The following is a 16328-nucleotide window of genomic DNA, read 5'->3' on the forward strand; positions in this document are numbered from 1 at the left end:
GCCGCGGTTCAGGAGATCGCCTCGCGCATCAGGGCTGCGGTCTGACGACGTAAAAAAGCCGCCGGAGCGATCCGGCGGCTTTTTTATTGGTCGATCCATTTGGCTTATGCGTGGGCCACAGCCGCACCGCGCTTGGCGTCGACGGAGTAGGCGCCGGGGCCGAAGGCGGCAAGCAGGATATAAGCGCCGGCAAGTGTGATGTTCTTCACCATCATGATGCCGTTCAGCGTGTTGATCCAGCCAAGAGCCGGCTCAGGCCAGCCGGGTACGGCAACGGTGCCGCTGTGGAACACCAGACCGGTGAAGACGCAGAAGACGGCAAGCGCCCAGGCAGCGATTTTGGTCTGGAAACCAGCGAGAATGGCAAGACCGGCAACGAGTTCGAACAGGCCTGCAATATAGGCAAGCGCGGTTGCAGCGGGTAGGCCGGCACCAGTGATCATGCCGGCCGTACCGGCCGGATCGACGAGCTTGCTGAAGCCCGAGGTGATGAAGATGAAGGAAAGCAGAATACGGGCGATGAGAACGAGAACGTTCTGGCTGCTGGACATGGATATCTCCGGTAAATAATCGGCGTGTCGCCGGTTGAACTGCAATGTCTGGAGATATCAATGACCGAAAATCATCCGCCCATAAAGATGAACAATAGAAGACAAATCGTCTTCATTTTGTGAACGGCGCTGGGCGTCTGTCCCGCCATGTTCAGGCGGCGAAGCGAATATCCTCAAAGCGCGGAAACAGGAAAAGCCCTGATATGCGCCCTTGCTGGCCGTCTTCGAAGCCGGAAGATTCGCCCATGCAGATGACCGGCTGCCGCATCGCCGGCAAGATGGAGAGGCCGGATGAAAAACAGAAACGTGAAGGTGCGGTGGAAACCTGCTCGAAAAGTTCCAGAACGCGGGCGTGGTCAGCGCGGTCGTAACAGCGGACAAGGCTGAGCAATCCGCACTCGCCCGGCGGGAGGCCGTGCATGAACGATGCGTGTTCGCCGAGGCGGATGACGCCACTGGAAAGATCGCTGCTCCACTCCTCCGACATGAAGAAATGCGACAGGGTCCGGGGATCGGGCGTGGCTGTTACCGCCGCAGGCAGAGCATCGTTGCGTCTTGATATTTCAAACAAATCGCGCCCCCGCATGAACACGTGCCAGCGCCGCCTCTTCAAGCGCCACTGCAAGGTTGAACCTTTACCGCCACCCGCAGTCGAACGTATTTGCCAGGCATCGAAACCCCTTTCAATGCTGGCCGCCCCGTCGCGGAACCCTTACGGGGGGTGACTTATAGTTTATTTTCCCCTACCTACAACAACCAGCCAGTGAGAAAATCAAAAATATTATGTATTTCTTCTTCAAAATCGCGAGACATGCGAAAAAGCACAACTAAATAGCGCACTTATAAGCCGATCCGAGTGGAAATCGGCCCCGTATGGGGCGGTGATTCGCTCTTGGATGTGCCCCATTATTGCATGGGGTTGCAAAAATAGCCGGATAAAATCAGGCCTGTTCCAAAACGGGACAATACACGAACCCTTCCGCTTTCGGCCTTCAGAATTATGCAACCTGTTGATTTCATGAGGCATCTCTTGCGAGAGCGTCGATAAGGTGTGCCGCCTTCCGTCAATCACACAGGCGCGGCAAAGAAAAAGGGCGGTCCGAAGACCGCCCTTTCTTAATTCCGGTGACAGGACCGATTAGAAGTCCATGCCGCCCGCCGGGCGCGCTTGCGACGCCGGACGCACTTAACGGGCACGGGCGGCAAAGAAAAAGGGCGGTCCGGAGACCGCCCTTTCTTAATCCGGTGACAGGGCTGATTAGAAGTCCATGCCGCCCGTCGGGCGCGCTTGCGACGCCGGACCACTTAAAGGGCATGGGCGGCAACGAAAAAAGGGCGATCCGGAGACCGCCCTTTCTTAATCCGGTGACAGGACTGATTAGAAGTCCATGCCGCCCATGCCGCCGCCCGGCATTGCCGGCATCGGAGCGTCCTTCTTCGGAAGCTCGGCGATCATGGCTTCGGTGGTGATCAGCAGCGAAGCAACCGAAGCTGCGTTCTGCAGAGCCGTACGAACAACCTTGACCGGGTCGACGATGCCGAGCTGGATCAGGTCGCCATATTCGCCGGTCTGGGCGTTGTAGCCGTAGTTGTCTTCGTTCTTCTCGAGGATCTTGCCGACAACGATGGAAGCTTCGTCACCTGCGTTGTCTGCAATCTGGCGAACCAGAGCCTGCAGGGCGCGGCGGATGATGTTGATACCGGCTTCCTGGTCGTCGTTTTCACCCTTTGCGGTGATCTTCGTGGACGAACGCAGCAGGGCAACGCCGCCGCCCGGTACGATGCCTTCCTGAACGGCAGCGCGCGTCGCGTTGAGAGCGTCGTCGATGCGGTCCTTCTTTTCCTTCACTTCGACTTCCGTCGAACCGCCAACGCGGATAACGGCAACGCCGCCAGCGAGCTTGGCAAGACGTTCCTGCAGCTTTTCGCGGTCGTAGTCGGAGGTGGTTTCTTCGATCTGGGCCTTGATCTGGGCAACACGGCCTTCGATGTCGGACTTCTGGCCGGCGCCGTCAACGATCGTGGTGTTTTCCTTGGAGATCGAAACCTTCTTCGACTTGCCGAGCATGTCGAGGGTAACGTTTTCGAGCTTGATGCCGAGGTCTTCGGAAATGACGGTACCACCGGTCAGGATGGCGATGTCTTCCAGCATGGCCTTGCGGCGGTCGCCGAAGCCAGGAGCCTTGACGGCAGCGATCTTGAGGCCGCCACGCAGCTTGTTGACGACGAGCGTTGCAAGAGCTTCGCCTTCGACGTCTTCAGCGATGATGACGAGCGGCTTGCCGGTCTGAACGACGGCTTCGAGAACCGGCAGCATGGCCTGGAGGTTCGAGAGCTTCTTTTCGTGCAGGAGGATGTATGCGTCTTCGAGGTCCGCAACCATCTTTTCCGGGTTGGTCACGAAGTAGGGCGACAGGTAGCCGCGGTCGAACTGCATGCCTTCAACGACTTCGAGTTCGGTTTCAGCGGTCTTGGCTTCTTCAACCGTGATGACGCCTTCGTTGCCGACCTTCTGCATTGCTTCAGCAATGTCGAGACCGATCTGACGCTCGCCGTTTGCAGAGATCGTGCCGACCTGTGCAACTTCTTCAGACGTGTTGATCTTCTTGGCCTTGGCCTGAAGGTCCTTGACGACTTCAGCAACGGCCAGATCGATACCGCGCTTCAGGTCCATCGGGTTCATGCCGGCAGCAACTGCCTTGGAACCCTCGCGAACGATGGCCTGGGCCAGAACGGTCGCGGTGGTGGTGCCGTCGCCGGCGATGTCGTTGGTCTTGGAGGCAACTTCGCGAACGAGCTGTGCGCCCATGTTCTCGAACTTGTCTTCCAGTTCGATTTCCTTGGCGACGGAAACGCCGTCCTTGGTGATGCGCGGAGCGCCGAAGGACTTGTCGATAACGACGTTACGACCCTTCGGGCCGAGGGTTACCTTCACTGCATCAGCAAGAACGTCGACGCCCTTGAGCATCTTTTCGCGTGCTGTGCGGCCGAATTTTACTTCTTTGGCTGCCATTTTCAAAACTCCTGGTTTCGAATGGCCGGACCGGGTCCGGCTTGAAATTTAAGGAAACGATGGGTCGACTGAAATCAGCCGATGATGCCCATGATGTCGGCTTCCTTCATGATCAGAAGGTCTTCGCCGTTGAGCTTGACTTCGGTGCCCGACCACTTGCCGAACAGAACGCGATCGCCAACCTTGACGTCGAGAGCGACGACCTTGCCGGCCTCGTCACGTGCGCCGGAACCGACGGCGACGATTTCGCCTTCCTGCGGCTTTTCCTTGGCGGTATCGGGAATGATGATGCCGCCCTTGGTCTTTTCTTCGGACTCAACGCGACGAACGACGACGCGATCGTGAAGCGGGCGGAAATTGGTGCTTGTCATTGTCTAATCCCTCGATCAAATGACTGCGCGAGCTTTTGGAACTCGCCTGATGGGTGTTAGCACTCTCCTTTATCGAGTGCCAGCGGAACCGAGATAAGGAGGGCTTCTGCCGGAGTCAAGGACGCCCTGTCTGAAAAATTTCATGGCTTATGGTTATCAGCGTTCCATGACAGAAATTTCCCATACGCGGATGCGCGCCGCGACGACATTCTTTTCGTGCGTTCCGGCCGCATCGCATCTAAGGGGCATTTGTGTTCATGCTGCGTCAGGCGGGCCAAAGACCGGTCTGGCGGCGCTTTTTTCCTTGCCATCGGCGTCCCGCTTTGCGATGTCACGCTCACCCTCTTCTCGCATCCGGAAAGCATCTCATGGCCCATCGCATTCTCACTCTCGGCGAAATTACGGCTGGGTTCGACGTTATTCTTTCGGATGTCTGGGGCGTGCTGCACAATGGCGTCAGCGCTTTTCCGGATGCGGCGGTTGCGCTGCGGGAAGCGCGCGAGGCCGGCAAGACGGTGGTGCTCATCACCAATTCGCCGCGCCCCGCTCCCGGCGTCATCGCCCAGCTTCGCGTTCTCGGCGTGCCGGATGAGGCCTATGACCGCATCATCACCTCCGGTGACGTCACCCGCGGCCTGATTGCGGAAGGCCCGAAAAAAGTATTCCTGCTCGGCCCGGAGCGGGATCTGCCGTTGCTGGACGGTCTCGATGTCGAGCGTGTCAGCGAGGCGGAAGCGCAGTCCGTGGTCTGCACCGGCTTTTTCGATGACGAGACGGAAACGCCCGAGGATTATACCGAAATGCTCAAGGGCTTCATTGCCCGCAACGTGCCGATGATCTGCGCCAATCCCGATCTGGTGGTGGAGCGCGGCGAGCGCATCATTCCCTGCGCCGGCGCCATGGCCGCTTACTACGAACAGCTCGGCGGCGAGGTCCGCATTGCTGGCAAGCCGCATGCGCCGATCTATGAAGCCTGCCTTGCGGCGGCCAAAGAAGTGCGCGGCGCTTTCGCCAAGGATCGCGTGCTTGCCATCGGCGACGGCATGCCAACGGATGTGAAGGGCGCGATTGCGAGCGGTCTCAACCTTCTTTATATCAGCGGCGGCATTCACGCCGCCGAATATACGCTGAACGGCCAGACGGACGAGGCGCTTCTCAACGCCTATCTCAAGGGGCAGGGTGCTGCTCCCGGCTGGTGGATGCCCCGTCTCGCCTGAGGACATCTCGCCTCAAGGAATAGCTGGCGCAGGAATGGATCGATTGCCATGACCGTCTTTCACCGCAATGAAAAAAAGGAGCCGCTGCCGGAAGCTCTTCGCGGCGGCGTCATCGCCATCGGCAATTTCGACGGCGTGCATCGCGGCCACCGGGCTGTGCTGGATCGTGCCCTGGAACTGGCGGACGCCCGTGGCGTTCCCGCGCTGGTGCTGACCTTCGAGCCGCATCCCCGTTCCGTCTTCCGTCCCGATACGCCGGTTTTTCGTCTCACGCCCGCGCCCCTCAAGGCGCGCATCCTTGAGGCCATCGGTTTCCGCTCCGTCATCGAATATCCCTTCGACCGGGAATTTTCGCAGCGCTCGGCGGAAGAATTCGTCCAGTCCATTCTGGTCGATTGGCTCCACGCCAGCGCTGTCGTCACCGGCTTCGATTTCCATTTCGGCAAGGGCCGCGAAGGCGGCCCGGCATTTCTGATGGAGGCCGGCAAACGCCATGGCTTCGACGTGACGCTGGTGGATGCCTTCCGCGACGAGGGTGCGGATGTCGTCTCTTCCAGCCGGATTCGCTCGCTTCTATGCGAAGGCGATGTGGCGGGCGCCGCAGGCCTGCTCGGTTATCGCTTCACGGTGGAAAGCGAAGTCATCGGCGGCCAGAAGCTCGGCCGCACGCTGGGTTATCCCACCGCCAATATGGCGCTGGCGCCGGAAACGGAACTGAAAGCGGGCATCTATGCCGTGCGGTTCCGCCGCCCGGACGGTTCGATCCGCGATGGCGTGGCGAGCTTCGGTTATCGCCCGACCGTCACTGAAAACGGCGCGGCGCTGCTTGAAACATTCGTCTTCGATTTTTCCGGCGATCTCTATGGCGAGGTCTGTTCGGTCTCGTTCTTCGGGCACCTGCGCGACGAGCTGAAATTCGACGGTCTCGATCCGCTCGTCGCCCAGATCAGGCGCGATGAAGAAGAGGCGAGGGCGATGTTATCGGGCGTGCGTCCGCTCAGCGAACTGGACGCCAGGATCGCGTTCTGACCGGGTAAGGCCGGTCAGCCTCTGTTCCGGCCGATATTGCCGTCGCTTTTCTCTTCCTTTTTGCCGGAAAACCGCATAAACAACCGGCCATGTCCCAATACCGGTTGATGTTCAAAACTCAGATTGGCCGAATTATTGGCCCGGCCTTCCGCCCGCTCTGACGAGCCGGAAGGTCCGGGATTTTGGCGCTTGTCATGACTTTGGTCATGGCGCTTTCCGTATTTGCCCTCTTTGAAATTGAGACGGCGCGACCGACACGGCGCGCAACAACGGTACGATTATGAGCGACACCGCAGAAAAACTGGATTACTCCTCCACCCTCTATCTGCCGCAGACGGATTTTCCGATGCGCGCCGGCCTGCCGCAGAAGGAACCGGAAACGGTGAAACGCTGGCAGGAAATGGGCCTCTACAAACGCCTGCGCGCCTCCGCCGCCGGCCGCGAAAAATTCGTGCTGCATGACGGCCCGCCCTACGCCAACGGCAATATCCACATCGGCCATGCGCTCAATAAAATCCTGAAGGACGTCATCACCCGCTCGTTCCAGATGCGCGGTTACGACGCCAATTACGTGCCGGGCTGGGATTGCCACGGTCTGCCGATCGAATGGAAGATCGAGGAAGCCTATCGCGCCAAAGGCAAGAACAAGGACGAAGTTCCGGTCAACGAATTCCGCCAGGAGTGCCGTGAGTTTGCGGCCGGCTGGATCAAGGTCCAGTCCGAGGAGTTCAAACGCCTCGGCATCGAGGGGGATTTTGAAAACCCCTATACGACGATGAACTTCCACGCCGAAGCGCGCATCGCCGGCGAATTGCTGAAGATTGCCAAGAGCGGCCAGCTCTACCGCGGTTCCAAGCCGATCATGTGGTCGGTCGTGGAGCGCACGGCGCTGGCGGAAGCGGAAGTCGAATATCATGACGTCGAGAGCGACACGATCTGGGTGAAGTTCCCGGTCGTTGAAGGTTCTGCGGAGCTCAATGGCGCTTCCATCGTCATCTGGACGACCACGCCGTGGACGATCCCCGGCAACCGCGCCGTCTCGTTTTCGTCACGCATCGCCTATGGCCTTTATGAGGTCACGGCGGCTGCGAATAATTTCGGGCCGCAGCCGGGTGAAAAACTCGTCTTCGCAGACAAGCTGGCAGCGGAATGCTTTGCCAAGGCAAAGCTCGAATTTACACGCCTGCGCGACGTGAAGGCGGAAGAGCTCGCGGCTGTCAGCTGCGCCCACCCGCTGGCATCGCTGGGTTACACCTTCCCTGTTCCGGTGCTCGATGGCGATCACGTCACCGACGATGCCGGTACCGGCTTTGTGCATACTGCTCCAGGCCATGGTCGCGAAGACTTTGACGCGTGGATGGCGCAGGCGCGCGATCTGGAAGCGCGCGGCATCTCCTCCAAGATCCCCTTCACGGTCGGCGATGACGGTTTCTACACCGAAGACGCCCCCGGTTTCGGCCCGTCGGCCGAAGGCGGTGCTGCTCGTGTCATGGATGATAACGGCAAGAAGGGCGATGCCAATGACCGCGTCATCAAGGCGCTGATCGCGGAAAACAACCTGTTTGCCCGCGGCCGCCTGAAGCACAGCTACCCGCATAGCTGGCGCTCCAAGAAGCCGGTCATCTTCCGCAACACGCCGCAATGGTTCGTCTATATGGACAAGGAACTGGGCGACGGCACGACCCTGCGCTCGCGTTCGCTTTCCGCCATCGACCAGACGCGTTTCGTTCCGGCCTCCGGCCAGAACCGTCTGCGCGCCATGATCGAAGGCCGCCCGGACTGGGTCTTGTCGCGCCAGCGCAGCTGGGGCGTGCCGATCGCCGTCTTCGCCGACGACAAGGGCGAGGTTCTGGTCGACGAGGCGGTCAATGCCCGCATCCTCGAGGCTTTCGAGGCCGAAGGTGCGGACGCCTGGTTCGCCGAAGGCGCCAAGGAACGCTTCCTCGGCAATGATCACGACCACGCCAAGTGGCAGCAGGTCATGGACATCCTCGACGTCTGGTTCGACAGCGGCTGCACCCACACCTTCACGCTGGAAGACCGCCCAGACTTGAAGTGGCCGGCGGATGTCTATCTCGAAGGCTCCGACCAGCATCGCGGCTGGTTCCATTCGTCGCTGCTTGAAAGCTGCGCGACGCGCGGCCGTGCGCCTTACAATGCCGTTGTCACCCACGGTTTCACCATGGACGAGCAGGGCCGCAAGCAGTCGAAGTCGCTCGGCAACGTGGTCGCCCCGCAGGAAGTCATGAGCCAGTCGGGTGCCGACATCCTGCGCCTGTGGGTGATGACCACGGATTACTGGGAAGACCAGCGCCTCGGCAAGGCCATCATCCAGACCAATGTCGATGCCTATCGCAAGCTGCGCAACACCATCCGCTGGATGCTCGGCACGCTCGCCCATTTTGAGGGCGAGGAGATCGCCTATGACGATCTGCCGGAGCTGGAAAAGCTGGTGCTGCACCGCCTGTCCGAACTGGATGGCGTTGTCCGTGAAGGTTATGACGGCTTCGAGTTCAAGAAGATCACCCGCGCGCTGATCGACTTTGCCAATGTCGAACTTTCCGCCTTCTATTTCGACGTGCGCAAGGACACGCTGTATTGCGACGCGCCGTCGTCGCTGAAGCGCCGCGCCGCCCTGTCGGTCATCGCCAAGCTGTTCGATTGCCTGGTGACGTGGCTTGCCCCCATGCTTCCCTTTACCACGGAAGAAGCGTGGCTGTCGCGCTACCCGGATGCGGAGTCGGTGCATCTCGCCCAGTTCCCGGAAATCCCGGCAAACTGGAAGAACGATGCGCTGGAAGCGAAGTGGGAGAAAATCCGCAAGGTCCGTACCGTCGTGACGGGCGCGCTTGAAGTCGAGCGCCGTGAAAAGCGCATCGGCTCCTCGCTGGAGGCGGCACCTGTCGTCCACATCGCCGACGCCGATCTGCTGGCCGCGCTGAAGGATCAGGACTTCGCCGAAATCTGCATCACCTCAGCGATCACGGTTGTGGGTGACGAAGGCCCGGCCGATGGCTTCCGCCTGCCGGAAGTGCCGAAGGTTGTGGTCGAGCAGAAGCTCGCGGAAGGTGAAAAATGCGCGCGTTCGTGGCGCATCACCACCGATGTCGGGTCTGATCCGGATTATCCTGACGTTTCTGCCCGCGATGCAGCGGCCCTGCGTGAGCTTGCCGCACTCTCGTAACGAAAATGACCGGATGAATTGCGCTTTGCCTCTTCATCCGGTACACCTGCCTGAAAATGGCCGGATTTGCACGGCAATGCGGGCTGCCGCCTGCCGAAAGACGATGTCTGGCGAAGTGGGACGGACGGCTGGAAGGGTTTCAATGAAGACGATGCAGGGTAATGCGCAGGGTTTGGGCATGTTTCGCACGGTTATTGGCATCACGACGATAGGCGTGTTGCTTGGCGCGTGCACGAGCCCGACCTACGGCACGGGCAAGACGGCAGCGGAACAGCTTGTCGACGATCTTGGCAACGCGACCTCGATCACCGGCAATGACCAGGAAAAGCGCAACCTGAAATACAGCCCCCGCCCGGGCCTCGTCGTTCCTGCTCAGGCCCGTGCCGAACAGTTGGCCACGCCGCAGCAGAACATGGCAAGCCGCGAAAACAATCCGCAATGGGTCGAATCGCCGGAAGAAACCCGCGAACGCCTGCGCGAAGAGGCCGATGCGAACAAGAACAACCCGCATTATCGCTCGCCGCTGCTCGCAGGCAACGGCACCGCCGGCCAGATGACCGAAACCCAGAAATGGGAAGCCTTCCGCAAGGCCAAGGCCGAAGCCCAGGGCGGCTCCGTCGTCAACGCCCAGCGCAGGTTCCTCACCGATCCGCCGGCTGAATACCGCAGCGTTCCGCAGGATCAGCTGACCGATCTCGGCGAACCGGAGCTGAAGAAGGAAAAGCGCCGCAAGAAAGAAGCGGCCGTGGCAAATACCGGCAAGAGCTGGTGGAACCCCTTCCAGTAATAACGAATGGCTGATGGCCTGCGGGAAAGCTTGCGTCTCCCGCCGGTCGCTCAATCGTCGAGGCGTTTCTCGCGAAAAAATTGCCGCAGGATTTCCGCACTTTCGCTTTCCGCCAGTCCCGAATAGACATCCGGCGCATGGTGGCATGTCGGCTGGCTGAAGAAACGCACGCCACTCTCCACTGCGCCGCCCTTCGGGTCTCGCGCGCCGTAATAGAGCCGGCGGATACGGGCAAATGAAATTGCCGCCGCACACATGGTGCAGGGCTCCAGTGTCACGTAGAGATCGGCGCCAGGCAGGCGTTCCTGCTCCAGCGCCTCGCAGGCCATGCGGATCACGGCGATTTCGGCGTGAGCCGTCACATCGTTCAATTCACGGGTGCGGTTGCCGGAACGGGCGATGACGCGGCCGTCCATAACCAGTACCGCGCCGATCGGAACCTCCTGCCGCTTAGCCGCGGCGCGGGCTTCCGAAAGCGCCAGCTCCATGAAATGCGTCCTTTCGGCCATTGCGTTTCAATTTCCTCTTAACCCTTGTGCTTGGACCTGATAGGACAGCCCAAACAACAGGCAAACAGCAAATGACTTTTAAAGACAAGCCGAAGCGTGACGGCGGCAAGACATTTAGCCGCGACAGGAAGCCGAAAGGCCCCGGCAAGCCCGCCCCAGAGCGCGAAAAGAAACCGACCGAGGCAAAGGCCGCCCCGGTGCCGGAAACCGTTGGCGCTTCCAAGCCCGAGCGCATTTCCAAGATCATGGCGCGCGCCGGTGTGGCCTCGCGCCGCGATGTCGAGCGCATGATCATGGAAGGCCGCGTGTCGCTGAACGGCGTCAAGCTGGATACGCCGGTGGTGAACGCCACGCTGTCCGACAAGATCGAAGTCGACGGCATGCCGATTCGCGGCGCCGAGCGCACGCGCCTGTGGCTTTACCACAAGCCCGCCGGTCTGGTGACGACCAATTCCGACCCGGAAGGCCGCCCGACCGTTTTCGACAATCTGCCCGGTGAACTGCCGCGCGTTCTGTCCATCGGCCGTCTCGATATCAATACCGAAGGCCTGCTGCTGCTCACCAACGATGGCGGACTTTCCCGCGTGCTGGAACTGCCGACCACCGGCTGGCTGCGCCGCTACCGCGTGCGCGCCCATGGCGAGGTCGATCAGGCCGCACTCGACAAGCTGAAGGAAGGCATTGCCGTCGATGGCGTGCTCTACGGCGCAATCGACGCCACGCTCGACCGCACCCAGGGCCACAATGTCTGGATCAGCATGGGCCTGCGTGAAGGCAAGAACCGCGAAATCAAGAACGTGCTCGGCGCGCTAGGTCTCGAGGTCAACCGCCTGATCCGCGTTTCCTATGGTCCGTTCCAGCTCGGCGATCTCGCTGAAGGCAAGGTGCTGGAAGTGCGCGGCCGCATGCTGCGCGACCAGCTCGGCCCGCGTCTGATCGAACAGGCCGGCGCGAATTTCGATGCGCCGATCTACAATGCGCCCGTTGAGGATGAAGAAGACGACGCGCCGAAGCGGCCCGTGAAATCCGAATGGGCAAAGAGCGATGCGCCGGAAAGCAAGCCGCGCTTCGAAAAGAGCGGCAAGTCCGAGGATCGTCGTGAAAAGGCGCTCGGCCGTCTTGACACCAAGCGCGGCGACAAGCCGGCCGGCAAGTTCGGCTCCAAGCCCGCCGGGAAATTTGGCGCAAAGGGCCGCAGCGAGGATGAAGGCGACGACCGCCGCCCACGCCAGGCCGCCGGCACCAGCCGCACGGCCAATGTCTGGATGGCGCCCGGTGCAAGGCCCACCCGTGACGGCAAGGAGCGCAAGTCTTCCGCCCGCGCGGAAGCCGAAAACCTCTTCAAGAAGCCTTCCGCCCAGGATGAAGCGCGACGTAACGTCGTGCGGCATGCGGATGCCGAGGGCGAGTGGATCCGCTCAGATTCCCCCCGCGAAGAAGAAGGTGGTCGCGGACGTGGCGACCGTCCGCGTGGCGAAAAGAGCTTCGGTGATCGTGGTGGGCGCGGCGGAAAGCCGTTCGGCGACCGGCCATTCCGCGACAGGCCGCGTGAAGATGGCGACCGTCCGCGCGGTGAAAAGAGCTTCGGTGACCGCCCGGCACGCGGCGGCAAACCTTTCGGCGACCGGCCGTTCCGTGACAAGCCTCGCGAAGAGGGTGACCGCCCGCGCAGCGACCGCCCACGTGGCGAGAAGAGTTTTGGTGATCGCACCGCTCGCGGTGAAAAACCTTTCGGTGACCGTCCGTTCCGCGACAGACCCCGTGAAGACGGTGACCGCCCACGCGGCGAGCGCCCGGCGGGCGAAAAGCCCCGTGGCGGCAAGCCGGCCGGTAAATCCGGATTCGGCAAGCCATCTTTCGGAAAGTCGGGCGAGCGTGGCGAACGTTCGGGTTTCTCAGGCAAGAGCAAAGGCCCCGGTGGTCCCGGCGGCGGCAAGCCGGGCGGCAAAGGCCCGGGTGGCAAACCTTCTGGAGGCAGGGGAATGACACGTAATGCGGATCGTAGGCGGTGAGTTCCGCGGCCGGAGTTTGGCCGCGCCGAAATCGAATTCCATTCGTCCGACCATCGACAGGACGCGGGAAAGCCTCTTCAATATTCTAAGCCATGCCTATCCGGAAAGTCTGGATGGCACGCGCGTTCTGGACGTTTTTGCCGGAACCGGTGCGGTCGGTCTGGAGGCGCTTTCGCGCGGCTGTCGCGTGGCGCTCTTCGTCGAAAACGGCGTGGAGGGCAGGGGGCTGCTCTGGGAAAATATCGATGCGCTGGGTCTGCATGGCCGCGCCCGCATTTTGCGGCGTGACGCTACCAAGCTCGGCGGCGTCAACAATATCGAGCCCTTCGATCTTCTCTTCGCCGATCCGCCCTATGGCTATGGCCATGGCGAGAAGGCTTTCGCGGCCGCCCATGGCGGCGGCTGGCTGAACCCCGGCGCCCTCGCCATTCTCGAAGAGCGCGGCGATGTGACGGTCAAGGTCGATCCGGTTTTCAAGCCGCTCGAAAGCCGCATCTTCGGCGATACGAAAATGCATTTTTACCGTTACGAGCCTTAAAGCATTTCCAGCAAAAGTGGAGCCCGGTTTTCCGTCCGGAAATGCGACAGAACAAAGAGTTAGAGTGTTTTCGCGATTCTAAGAAAAGCGAAAATGCTCTAACAGGAGCGTTTCCCGTCACGCCACGGTCTTGTCTTGTTTGCGCAATAGGCAGAGTCTTTGCCGTGGAAAGAATTTGGGTATTCGCATGGAGCAGGGTGTAAACGAGAGCATAACGATTGTCCGCGCCGGGGAAGAGGTTCTCGAAGGCGACGGCTCGAGTGGCCAAGAGCCGACTTTCGGACTGGCGCTCGGCGGCGGCGGCGCACGCGGCATCTGCCACATCAACGTCATCGAGGCGCTGGACGAACTCGGCATCCGGCCCGTGGCGATTTCCGGTTCGTCCATCGGCTCCATCATCGGCGCTGGCATGGCGGCCGGCATGACCGGCCGGGAAATCCGTGAATACACGCTTGAGCTGATGGGACGAAAAGGCTCGGTTGCCAACCGGCTCTGGAGCCTCGGCCCGGCATCGATGCGCCATGCGGTGGACGGTTTTCGCCTCGGGCAGTTCAACCTCGAACTCATCCTGCACGCCCTGATGCCGCAGGCTCTGCCGAAGGATTTTTCCGAGCTTGCCATTCCGCTCAAAGTGATAACCACGGATTATTACGCCCAGTCCGAAGTGGTGGTGGAACGCGGCGAGATCATCCAGGCGCTGGCCGCATCCGCCGCCATTCCCGCATTGTTCATGCCCGTGCGTATCGATGGCCGCATCATGATCGACGGCGGCATTTTTAATCCGGTGCCCTATGAGCATCTGCTCGATCACGCCGATATCGTCATCGGCGTTGATGTCGTCGGTGGCCCGGAAGGTGATGGAACCACCATGCCGAACCGGCTGGACAGCCTGTTCGGCGCCAGCCAGCTGATGATGCAGGCGGCGATTGCCCTGAAACTGAGGCTACGCCCGCCGCATATTTTCCTGCGCCCGCCCGTGCACCGTTTCGGTGTGCTGGATTTCCTGAAGTCCGAAGAGGTGCTGAACGCATCGGCCGGCATCAAGGACGATCTGAAGCGGCAGATCGACATGCAGGTGGAACTGTTTCACCGCGGGCAGGGTGTGGAGGCGTGACGAATGAGGCGAGTTTTCTTCTCCCCGGCGGGGAGAAGAAACAAGCGCTGCGCTCCCAGTCACTAAGTTGAACTCAATTCACAGCGAAACTTCCGTCTCGCTGTCCTCTGCATTCTCTTCTTCTTCCCACTTTTCCGCCTTGGTCTTCGGCTTCATCAGCGGTTCGGGCTTCACCTCGCGCACCGGCTTGTTGTGCAGCATCTGCCGGCCGGCGGCGAGGCCTTCCACGGCCTGTAGCTGCAACCGCTCCTCGTCGCGCTCGCGAATGTCGTCGGCAATCGCCAGCGCCCTTTCGCCCTCCATATCCAGCCCCTCCAGAATGCGCCTGCCGAACAGCAGACCCGATTCCAGCGTTTCGCGGATTTCATATTCCACGCCCTTTTTTCTGAGGTCGAGGGAATGCACGCGGTCATAGGAGCGGGCATAGATGCGCACGCTCGGAAATTCCGACTGGATCATGTCGATGATACGGTCGGTCACCTCCTTCTTGTGGGTGCAGACCGCAACGAGATCGGCCCGCTCGATGCCGGCGGCGATCAGCACGTCCTTGCGGGTACCATCGCCGAAAAAGATGCGGAAGCCGAAACGGGCGGCCTGGCGCACACGGTCGGCCGAGCTGTCGATGACAGTCACGTCGCGCCCGCCGGCGAGCAGGATCTGCGAGGCGATCTGGCCGAAGCGGGAAAAACCGATCATCAGCACATCCGCGCCCGCCCCGTCGAAATCCTCTTCCAGCTTGTCCTCGTCCGCATCCTCCGCCGTCAGCCGGCGTGAAATCACCGCCAGAAGCGGCGTCAGCGCCATGGAAAGCGTGACGACGGCAACGAGGATCGAGGCCGTCGCCTGCGGAAACAGCCCGGAGGCGGCAGCCGTGGTGAAGAGCACGAAGCCGAATTCGCCGCCCTGCGCCAGAAGCAGGGCGATGCGGCTCGATGCATAACGCGACGAGCCGGCGATGCGGCAAAGGCCATAGATCAGCGCCGCCTTCACCGCCATCATCGCCGGCACGGCGATCAGGATGAGCAAAATATGCTCATAGACGATATGGATATGCAGCGACATGCCGACCGCCATGAAGAACAGCGCCAGAAACAGGCCGCGAAACGGCTCGATATCGGCCTCCAGCTCGTGCCGGTAAGAGGATTCAGACAGCATCAGCCCCGCCAGCAGCGCGCCCATGCCCATCGACAAACCCACCGCCTCCATGATGGCGGCGGCGCCAATGACGACGAAGAGGGCGGCGGCGATCATCACCTCCCTCGCACCGGTGCGGGCGATGATCTGGAACATCGGCGTCAGCAGATAACGCCCGGCCAGCACCATGCCGGCCACGGCAACGACGGAGGCGATGAGATCGGACACCATCGAATCCGTCGGCACATCCGGCCGGTTGGAAAGAATGGTGACGAGTGCAAGAAGCGGCACGATGGCGAGGTCCTGAAACAGCAGGATCGAAAAGGAGCGGTTGCCGTGCCGCGTATTCATGTCGCCGTCATCGGCAAGGATTTGCAGCGCAAAGGCGGTGGAGGAAAGCGCAAGGCCGAAACCGGCGACGAGGCTGCCGCGCCAGTCGATCAGCCCTGCCCACCAGGCAATGGCCGCCAGCACGCTGCCTGTCACCAGCACCTGCGCCATCCCAAGCCCTAAGATATGCGCCGCATCTGCCAGATGCGCGACGGCTTCAGTTCGAGACCGATGATGAAGAGCAGGAAAACGACGCCAAGTTCCGAGACGTTGAAGATGTCCTTCGCATCCGTGACCAGATGCAGGAACGGCCCGATGATGATGCCTGCCACCAGATAACCGAGCACGGTGCCGAGCCCGAGCTTGCGGAAAACCGAGGCCGCGATGACCGCGCCGGCCAGAAGCAGCAGGGGTTCGGAAAAGAGAGCGTCGTGCTCGGTCATGCGGGCGGACTTTCGAATAGGGTGGCGACAATACCGTCCGAATGGAGAAAGCGGCGTTTCGCCCTTGATGCGGGGTTCTTGGCACAATAAATGGAA

The 16328-nt window shown here is 61.0% G+C and carries 12 protein-coding genes and 1 pseudogene; 7 read left to right on the plus strand and 6 right to left on the minus strand.

Annotation, left to right across the window (positions count from 1 at the left end; genetic code table 11):
- Positions 1-104 precede the first annotated feature (104 nt).
- From AGR7B_RS03120 to groES, 4 genes are all read right to left on the minus strand, one after another.
- Positions 105-551 carry a DoxX family protein gene (locus AGR7B_RS03120; RefSeq protein ID WP_003519535.1) on the minus strand — a complete coding sequence of 149 codons (447 nt, stop codon included), beginning with the start codon at positions 549-551 and terminating at the stop codon, positions 105-107.
- Between the two features lie 151 nt (positions 552-702).
- Positions 703-1137: a hypothetical protein gene (locus tag AGR7B_RS03125; protein WP_065654369.1), complete on the minus strand. Its 435-nt coding sequence runs from the start codon at positions 1135-1137 to the stop codon at positions 703-705.
- A 792-nt stretch (positions 1138-1929) separates the two neighbouring features.
- Positions 1930-3564 carry a chaperonin GroEL gene (groL, locus tag AGR7B_RS03130; protein ID WP_063947704.1) on the minus strand — a complete coding sequence of 545 codons (1635 nt, stop codon included), beginning with the start codon at positions 3562-3564 and terminating at the stop codon, positions 1930-1932.
- 74 nt (positions 3565-3638) lie between these two features.
- Complete coding sequence (groES, locus tag AGR7B_RS03135; protein ID WP_004440196.1) at positions 3639-3935, minus strand: co-chaperone GroES; 297 nt, start codon at positions 3933-3935, stop codon at positions 3639-3641.
- Positions 3936-4303: 368 nt separating this feature from the next.
- On the opposite strand from groES, the gene AGR7B_RS03140 reads away from it, so the two are divergent.
- The 4 genes from AGR7B_RS03140 to AGR7B_RS03155 all read left to right on the plus strand — a co-directional run bounded on the left by AGR7B_RS03140 (position 4304) and on the right by AGR7B_RS03155 (position 10152).
- On the plus strand, positions 4304-5152 hold the full coding sequence (locus tag AGR7B_RS03140; RefSeq protein ID WP_078051202.1) for a TIGR01459 family HAD-type hydrolase: 849 nt from the start codon (positions 4304-4306) through the stop codon (positions 5150-5152).
- Positions 5153-5200: 48 nt separating this feature from the next.
- Positions 5201-6181 (plus strand): bifunctional riboflavin kinase/FAD synthetase, encoded by a 981-nt coding sequence (locus AGR7B_RS03145; RefSeq protein WP_078051201.1) that lies wholly within the window; start codon positions 5201-5203, stop codon positions 6179-6181.
- Positions 6182-6461: 280 nt separating this feature from the next.
- Positions 6462-9365, plus strand: a complete 2904-nt coding sequence (ileS, locus tag AGR7B_RS03150) for an isoleucine--tRNA ligase (protein WP_080855999.1) — start codon at positions 6462-6464, stop codon at positions 9363-9365.
- A gap of 142 nt (positions 9366-9507) precedes the next feature.
- Positions 9508-10152, plus strand: a complete 645-nt coding sequence (locus AGR7B_RS03155; protein ID WP_162934031.1) for a hypothetical protein — start codon at positions 9508-9510, stop codon at positions 10150-10152.
- 50 nt (positions 10153-10202) lie between these two features.
- On the opposite strand, the gene AGR7B_RS03160 is transcribed toward AGR7B_RS03155, so the two are convergent.
- Complete coding sequence (locus AGR7B_RS03160; protein WP_059760756.1) at positions 10203-10661, minus strand: nucleoside deaminase; 459 nt, start codon at positions 10659-10661, stop codon at positions 10203-10205.
- A gap of 71 nt (positions 10662-10732) precedes the next feature.
- Between AGR7B_RS03160 and AGR7B_RS03165 the strand changes: the two genes are divergently transcribed.
- From AGR7B_RS03165 to AGR7B_RS03175, 3 genes are all read left to right on the plus strand, one after another.
- Positions 10733-12673 (plus strand): pseudouridine synthase, encoded by a 1941-nt coding sequence (locus tag AGR7B_RS03165; protein WP_080856000.1) that lies wholly within the window; start codon positions 10733-10735, stop codon positions 12671-12673.
- Positions 12654-13211 carry a 16S rRNA (guanine(966)-N(2))-methyltransferase RsmD gene (gene rsmD, locus AGR7B_RS03170; RefSeq protein WP_035259743.1) on the plus strand — a complete coding sequence of 186 codons (558 nt, stop codon included), beginning with the start codon at positions 12654-12656 and terminating at the stop codon, positions 13209-13211. The genes AGR7B_RS03165 and rsmD overlap by 20 nt, the downstream gene beginning before the upstream one ends.
- Before the next feature lie 187 nt (positions 13212-13398).
- Positions 13399-14325: a patatin-like phospholipase family protein gene (locus tag AGR7B_RS03175; protein WP_080856001.1), complete on the plus strand. Its 927-nt coding sequence runs from the start codon at positions 13399-13401 to the stop codon at positions 14323-14325.
- 78 nt (positions 14326-14403) lie between these two features.
- Here the strand turns inward: AGR7B_RS03175 and AGR7B_RS03180 are convergent.
- A pseudogene (locus AGR7B_RS03180) lies at positions 14404-16232 on the minus strand (monovalent cation:proton antiporter-2 (CPA2) family protein).
- Positions 16233-16328: the final 96 nt, after the last annotated feature.

This window comes from Agrobacterium deltaense RV3 (assembly GCF_900013505.1).
Classification (GTDB): domain Bacteria; phylum Pseudomonadota; class Alphaproteobacteria; order Rhizobiales; family Rhizobiaceae; genus Agrobacterium; species Agrobacterium leguminum.

What these genes read in the sequence shown, in the direction of transcription:
- AGR7B_RS03120 (WP_003519535.1), bottom strand. Translation starts at nt 551, where the DNA reads ATGTCCAGCAGCCAGAACGTTCTCGTTCTCATCGCCCGTATTCTGCTT.
- AGR7B_RS03125 (WP_065654369.1), bottom strand. Translation starts at nt 1,137, where the DNA reads ATGCGGGGGCGCGATTTGTTTGAAATATCAAGACGCAACGATGCTCTG.
- groL (WP_063947704.1), bottom strand. Translation starts at nt 3,564, where the DNA reads ATGGCAGCCAAAGAAGTAAAATTCGGCCGCACAGCACGCGAAAAGATG.
- groES (WP_004440196.1), bottom strand. Translation starts at nt 3,935, where the DNA reads ATGACAAGCACCAATTTCCGCCCGCTTCACGATCGCGTCGTCGTTCGT.
- AGR7B_RS03140 (WP_078051202.1), top strand. Translation starts at nt 4,304, where the DNA reads ATGGCCCATCGCATTCTCACTCTCGGCGAAATTACGGCTGGGTTCGAC.
- AGR7B_RS03145 (WP_078051201.1), top strand. Translation starts at nt 5,201, where the DNA reads ATGACCGTCTTTCACCGCAATGAAAAAAAGGAGCCGCTGCCGGAAGCT.
- ileS (WP_080855999.1), top strand. Translation starts at nt 6,462, where the DNA reads ATGAGCGACACCGCAGAAAAACTGGATTACTCCTCCACCCTCTATCTG.
- AGR7B_RS03155 (WP_162934031.1), top strand. Translation starts at nt 9,508, where the DNA reads ATGAAGACGATGCAGGGTAATGCGCAGGGTTTGGGCATGTTTCGCACG.
- AGR7B_RS03160 (WP_059760756.1), bottom strand. Translation starts at nt 10,661, where the DNA reads ATGGCCGAAAGGACGCATTTCATGGAGCTGGCGCTTTCGGAAGCCCGC.
- AGR7B_RS03165 (WP_080856000.1), top strand. Translation starts at nt 10,733, where the DNA reads ATGACTTTTAAAGACAAGCCGAAGCGTGACGGCGGCAAGACATTTAGC.
- rsmD (WP_035259743.1), top strand. Translation starts at nt 12,654, where the DNA reads ATGCGGATCGTAGGCGGTGAGTTCCGCGGCCGGAGTTTGGCCGCGCCG.
- AGR7B_RS03175 (WP_080856001.1), top strand. Translation starts at nt 13,399, where the DNA reads ATGGAGCAGGGTGTAAACGAGAGCATAACGATTGTCCGCGCCGGGGAA.